This window comes from Pseudorhodobacter aquimaris (assembly GCF_001202025.1).
Taxonomy (GTDB): domain Bacteria; phylum Pseudomonadota; class Alphaproteobacteria; order Rhodobacterales; family Rhodobacteraceae; genus Pseudorhodobacter; species Pseudorhodobacter aquimaris.
On sequence record NZ_LGHS01000033.1, the window covers coordinates 1 to 4,508 of the forward strand.

A 4,508-nucleotide genomic window follows, 5' to 3' on the forward strand; every position below is an offset into this window, starting at 1 on the left:
TTACACAGGAACGCCACCATGACCGTCCTCAACCAACCCCCGACCATGGGCGATGTCCTCAAATACGAGGCCAACCCGAACTACACCCGCGAGACCATCACGCTGCTGGCCGGCATGCCCTATCCGGTGGGTTCGGTCTTGGGCCGCATCACCGCCAGCGGCAAATACAAGCTGGCCACCAGCGGCGGTAGCGATGGCGCGCAGACCGCTAGCGCCGTGCTGCTCTACGCCGTCGACGCCACGCTGGCCGATGCGAACGGCATCGTCGTCGCGCGTGGCCCTGCCATCGTCTCGCGGGCGGCGCTCGCTTACGACGCCACCGTCGATGACGGTGCCAAAATCATCACCAAGATCGGCCAACTGGCAGCAGCCGGGATCCTTGCGCGCGACACCGCCTGATCCTCCCAGACGCGCGCCGGATTGCCTGGCGCAGCCAACCTGTAACCCCCTCTTTCCCCAGGAGTTCCCCATGACCATCACCCGCAACCCATTTGATGTGGGCGGCTATTCGCTTGCCGAGATGACGCAGGCCATCAACATCCTGCCCAATCTCTACACCCGCCTCGGCCAGATTGGCCTGTTCCGCTTCGAGGGCGTGACCCAACGCTCCATCGTCATCGAGCAACGCGAGGGTGTGCTGAGCCTGCTGCCCTCAGTCCCTCTCGGCGCGCCCGCCACCGTCGGCAACCGCGAGGCGCGCTCGATGCGCTCTTTTGCCTTGCCGTGGATCCCGCATGACGATGTGATCTTGCCTGCCGACGTCCAGGGGATGCCTGCGCTCGGCCTCTCGGATGCGACCGATCCGCTGGTCGAGGTGATGAACCGCAAGCTGACGCTGATGCGGCGCAAGCACGCCCAGACCCGCGAATACATGGAGATGAATGCGCTGCGCGGCATCGTGAAGGATGGCGCTGGCACCACGCTCTACAACTACTTCACCGAATTCGGCCTTGATCAGATTTCGGTCGATTTTGTTTTTGGGACCGCAGGCACCAACGTCCAAGGCAAAGTCCGCACCACCCTGCGCGCCATCGAGGACAATCTGATGGGCGAGACCATGACCACCGCACACGCGCTGGTCAGCTCCGAGTTCTTCGACAAGCTGATCAGCCACCCCAAGACGGAAGATGCCTACAAATTCTTCTCAGCCACGGGCGGCCAGCCCCTGCGCGAGGACATGCGCCGGGCTTTCCCCTTCGCGGGCGTGCTTTTTGAGGAATACAACGGCTCGGTCACGCTCTCAAACGGATCGTCGGAACGTCTGATCCCCACCGGAGAGGGCATCGCCTTTCCCATGGGCACGTTTGATACCTTCACCACCTATGGCGGACCCGCAAATCTGCTGGAAACCGCCAACACCATCGGCCTGCCGCTCTACGCGCGCCAGATGATGGACGCCAAAGGCCGCTGGATCGACCTGATGACGGAAGGATCGATCCTGCCGGTCAACAAGCGCCCGCGCCTTGCGATCCGGCTCTTCAGCGCCACCTGAGGGGGAGCCCATGTCCGTCTTTATCGCTGCAATCGACAACGTCTTTTGCGATCCCAACATCGCCCGAGATGCGGTCTATGTTGCCGACGGTGGAACGCCCGTCCTTATCCGCGCGGTCATGCGCCGCGCGGACGACATTACTGCGTTCGGCGACGCGCGTCTTTGGTCGGAAACCACCCGCGTCGATCTTCGCGTGGCCGAGGTCCCCAACCCGCGACCCGGCGAACGGATCGAGATCGCTTCCGAGGCCTTCCTCATTCAGGGTGAGCCCGTCCGCGACCGCGAGCGGCTTGTCTGGACCTTGGATTTGCGCCCCGCATGAAACTGAAGCTCGCCATTGATCCTGACATTGTCGCCATTATGGCTGCCGAAGTCGCCGCTGGGGAACGCGCCGTCACGGCCGCCATGCGCGAGGCCGGGACCAGTCTGAAATCCGCCTGGCGAACGCAGATCACCAGCGCGGGGCTGGGCACCCGGCTTGGCAATTCTATCCGACTCGCCAGCTTCCCGAAGTCAGGCGACAGCCTGAGCGCGGCGGCACTGGTCTGGTCAAACGCACCGGTGATTGTCGGCGCCCATGACAGCGGCCCGCTGATCCGGTCCAAGAATGGCTTTTGGCTGGCAATCCCCACTGTGGCTGCTGGCAAAAGCAGCAAGGGTGGACGGATCACCCCCATTGAGTGGGAACGCCGCGCTGGGTTGCGGCTGCGGTTCATCTACCGTCGTCGTGGGCCAAGCCTGCTGGTGGCTGAAGGGCGGTTGAATACGAAAGGTCGCGCTGTGGCGAGCAAGTCAAAAACCGGGCGCGGCGCGACAACCGTGCCGATCTTCCTGCTGGTGGCTCAGGTCAAGTTGCGCAAGCGGCTGGATCTGGCGCGGGATGCGGAACGAGCGGTGGAAGGCGTGCCCGGACTGATCGTGGCAAATTGGGCGGTGTCATGATTGGGCTGACGGCTGCTATGCGGACCAAGCAGCCATCCCACTTGCGGACAAACTAATGGTTAACGTTAAGCTGTAAATTGCGGCTTCCGTAGATTTTGTTCTAATCACGAGCGCCTACTACATCCTCTGGTGCGTCTGCTCCAAATAGAACCCTGCAATAATAATGCTCCAGCCCCTTCAAGAGGCCTTCTTCAGGATCGGCTGAACCTTCAAGATACCATTTTCCCCGCGCGGCAGGATGAGGGGCGCGTAAGAACGTATCCTCCAACCGAACGTAAGACAAGGCGTTGCCAGCCGTACGACCCAAAGTCAGGATCTTGTTGGGCGAGAATGCCTCAATTTCGTCCCGGAGTATTTCAAAGCAAAGCTTGAATAGCTCTGGATTTTTCCAAAGTTGATCCTTCCCGACAAAGATCTTCAACGCGTCTGTTACCCACACATCAAAGCCGGCGTGTACGCAAGTCCGGATTAGGTTCCAGACGGCACCATGATGATTGCGGCGATGGCGATAGCGAGGATTGTCTATACCAAAAAAGGTTCCAACAGTCAGGCTTGGCGAAGTGCCTTTTCGTAAAGGATCCTGCGCGCAGAGCATAATCCGTCCACGGGTGGGACGATCAGCAGAGAGTAAACACGGCAGATCATACCCAATTTCGCGATCATTATATTGGGTCAGAAGGCCACTATTCCAGTCAGCCTGTGCGATTTCCGGCATCTTGCGGTCCTTAGCATGTCCGCGATGGAATTCGTCCCGAAGCTGATCAGAGATTGCAACAAGAGCGGCTGGATTAAATAGCCTGCTCTGAGTCTCGATTGTGCTCTGCCAACCCTTGGAGTTGAAATAAATATCGTCGTCAAGATTTTTCAAAATGGCTCTCCAGAATAATATTTATCTCATAGATGACATGAACTTGTGTCGCAGACAGATAATAACAAGTGCAAAGGCAAGTCCAGTCGGTCTGGGCTCGGACCTGCCGTTGACTAACCCAGACTTTGGAACCGATAATGCCCACCACCCGCGAAGCCATCCTCGCCGCGCTGTACGCACGGCTGCAGCTGCTTGCCGCTCTTACCTTACGCGATGACATACTGCCCGAGCGGATCCCGGTGGCGGGGCTGATCATTCTGCGCGACGGCCAGCCCGGTGAGCCAGAGGTCACACTGTCGCCTCTGCGCTACCATTACCAGCACCGAGCCGAGCTGGAGGTCGTCGTCCAGGTCCCGAATGGCCGTGCCACTGCCTTTGACAGTCTGATCGCTGCCATTGGCACAATGCTGGAGGCTGACCGCACGCTAGGCGGAATTTGCGATTGGCTAGAACCCGAAGCCCCGGCGTCGGTCGATCTTCCCATCGAAGGTGCGGCGGCCCTGAAAGCTGCGGTGATCACTGTCGTTTTGCACTACACCACCACCGGCCCTCTGGCCTGACACCCCACATTATTAGGAGAAAGATATGGCACGTGCGCAAGGCGCGCGGGCGCAGATGGCGCTCGGCTTTGAGACCGTTTATGGGACGCCGCCGGTTGGCGGTTTTACCAAAATGCCCTTTGCCAGCACCTCGCTGGGATCAGAACAGCCACTTCTAAACAGCGAATTGCTCGGTTATGGCCGCGATCCCCTCGCCCCGATCAAGGATGCGGTGACGGCAGATGGCGATGTGATGGTGCCAATAGATGCCGAGGCCTTCGGGTTTTGGCTGAAAGCGGCCTTCGGCGAACCGACCACTTCTGGCGTTGGACCCTACACCCATGAATTTCGCTCGGGCAGTTGGACCTTGCCCTCTATTTCCATCGAGACAGGTATGCCCGAGGTGCCACGCTTTGCGATGTATTCCGGCTGCGTGCTGGACCAGCTGTCATGGCAGGTGCAGCGCTCTGGCCTTTTGACTGCAACCGCGCGGCTGGTGGCGCAAGGTGAGGTCATCGCCATTTTGAGCGGCGCAGGCACGCCCACAGACTTGGGGCTGAAGCGTTTCGGCCATTTCAACGGTGCGATCAGCCGGAATGGCACCGCTCTGGGCAATGTGGTCTCAGCAGAAATCACCTATGCCAACAACCTTGACCGCATCGAGACC

The 4,508-nt window shown here is 59.9% G+C and carries 7 protein-coding genes; 6 read left to right on the forward strand and 1 reads right to left on the reverse strand.

The features are described from left to right. Nucleotides 1–18: 18 nt before the first annotated feature. From AKU94_RS04710 to AKU94_RS04725, 4 genes are all read left to right on the forward strand, one after another. Nucleotides 19–399: a head decoration protein gene (locus AKU94_RS04710; RefSeq protein WP_050526182.1), complete on the forward strand. Its 381-nt coding sequence runs from the start codon at nucleotides 19–21 to the stop codon at nucleotides 397–399. 70 nt (nucleotides 400–469) lie between these two features. Continuing rightward, entirely contained in the window at nucleotides 470–1,492 is a 1,023-nt protein-coding gene (locus AKU94_RS04715; RefSeq protein ID WP_050526183.1) for a major capsid protein, read from the forward strand. A gap of 10 nt (nucleotides 1,493–1,502) precedes the next feature. Continuing rightward, on the forward strand, nucleotides 1,503–1,814 hold the full coding sequence (locus tag AKU94_RS04720) for a head-tail joining protein (RefSeq protein ID WP_050526184.1): 312 nt from the start codon (nucleotides 1,503–1,505) through the stop codon (nucleotides 1,812–1,814). Next, on the forward strand, nucleotides 1,811–2,434 hold the full coding sequence (locus tag AKU94_RS04725) for a DUF6441 family protein (protein WP_050526185.1): 624 nt from the start codon (nucleotides 1,811–1,813) through the stop codon (nucleotides 2,432–2,434). The genes AKU94_RS04720 and AKU94_RS04725 overlap by 4 nt, the downstream gene beginning before the upstream one ends. Nucleotides 2,435–2,534: 100 nt before the next feature. Here the strand turns inward: AKU94_RS04725 and AKU94_RS04730 are convergent, their stop codons facing one another. Further along, nucleotides 2,535–3,302, reverse strand: coding sequence for a uracil-DNA glycosylase family protein (locus AKU94_RS04730; protein ID WP_050526186.1), 768 nt, complete (start codon nucleotides 3,300–3,302; stop codon nucleotides 2,535–2,537). A gap of 137 nt (nucleotides 3,303–3,439) precedes the next feature. Here AKU94_RS04730 and AKU94_RS04735 point away from each other — a divergent pair, with 137 nt between their 5' ends. Together AKU94_RS04735 and AKU94_RS04740 are read left to right on the forward strand one after the other, a co-directional pair. Then, a complete protein-coding gene (locus AKU94_RS04735) occupies nucleotides 3,440–3,862 on the forward strand; it encodes a hypothetical protein (protein WP_050526187.1) in 423 nt (140 codons plus the stop codon). A 25-nt stretch (nucleotides 3,863–3,887) separates the two neighbouring features. Continuing rightward, nucleotides 3,888–4,508, forward strand: a 621-nt coding sequence (locus AKU94_RS04740; protein WP_050526188.1) for a phage tail tube protein, incomplete at its 3' end; no start/stop codon positions are given.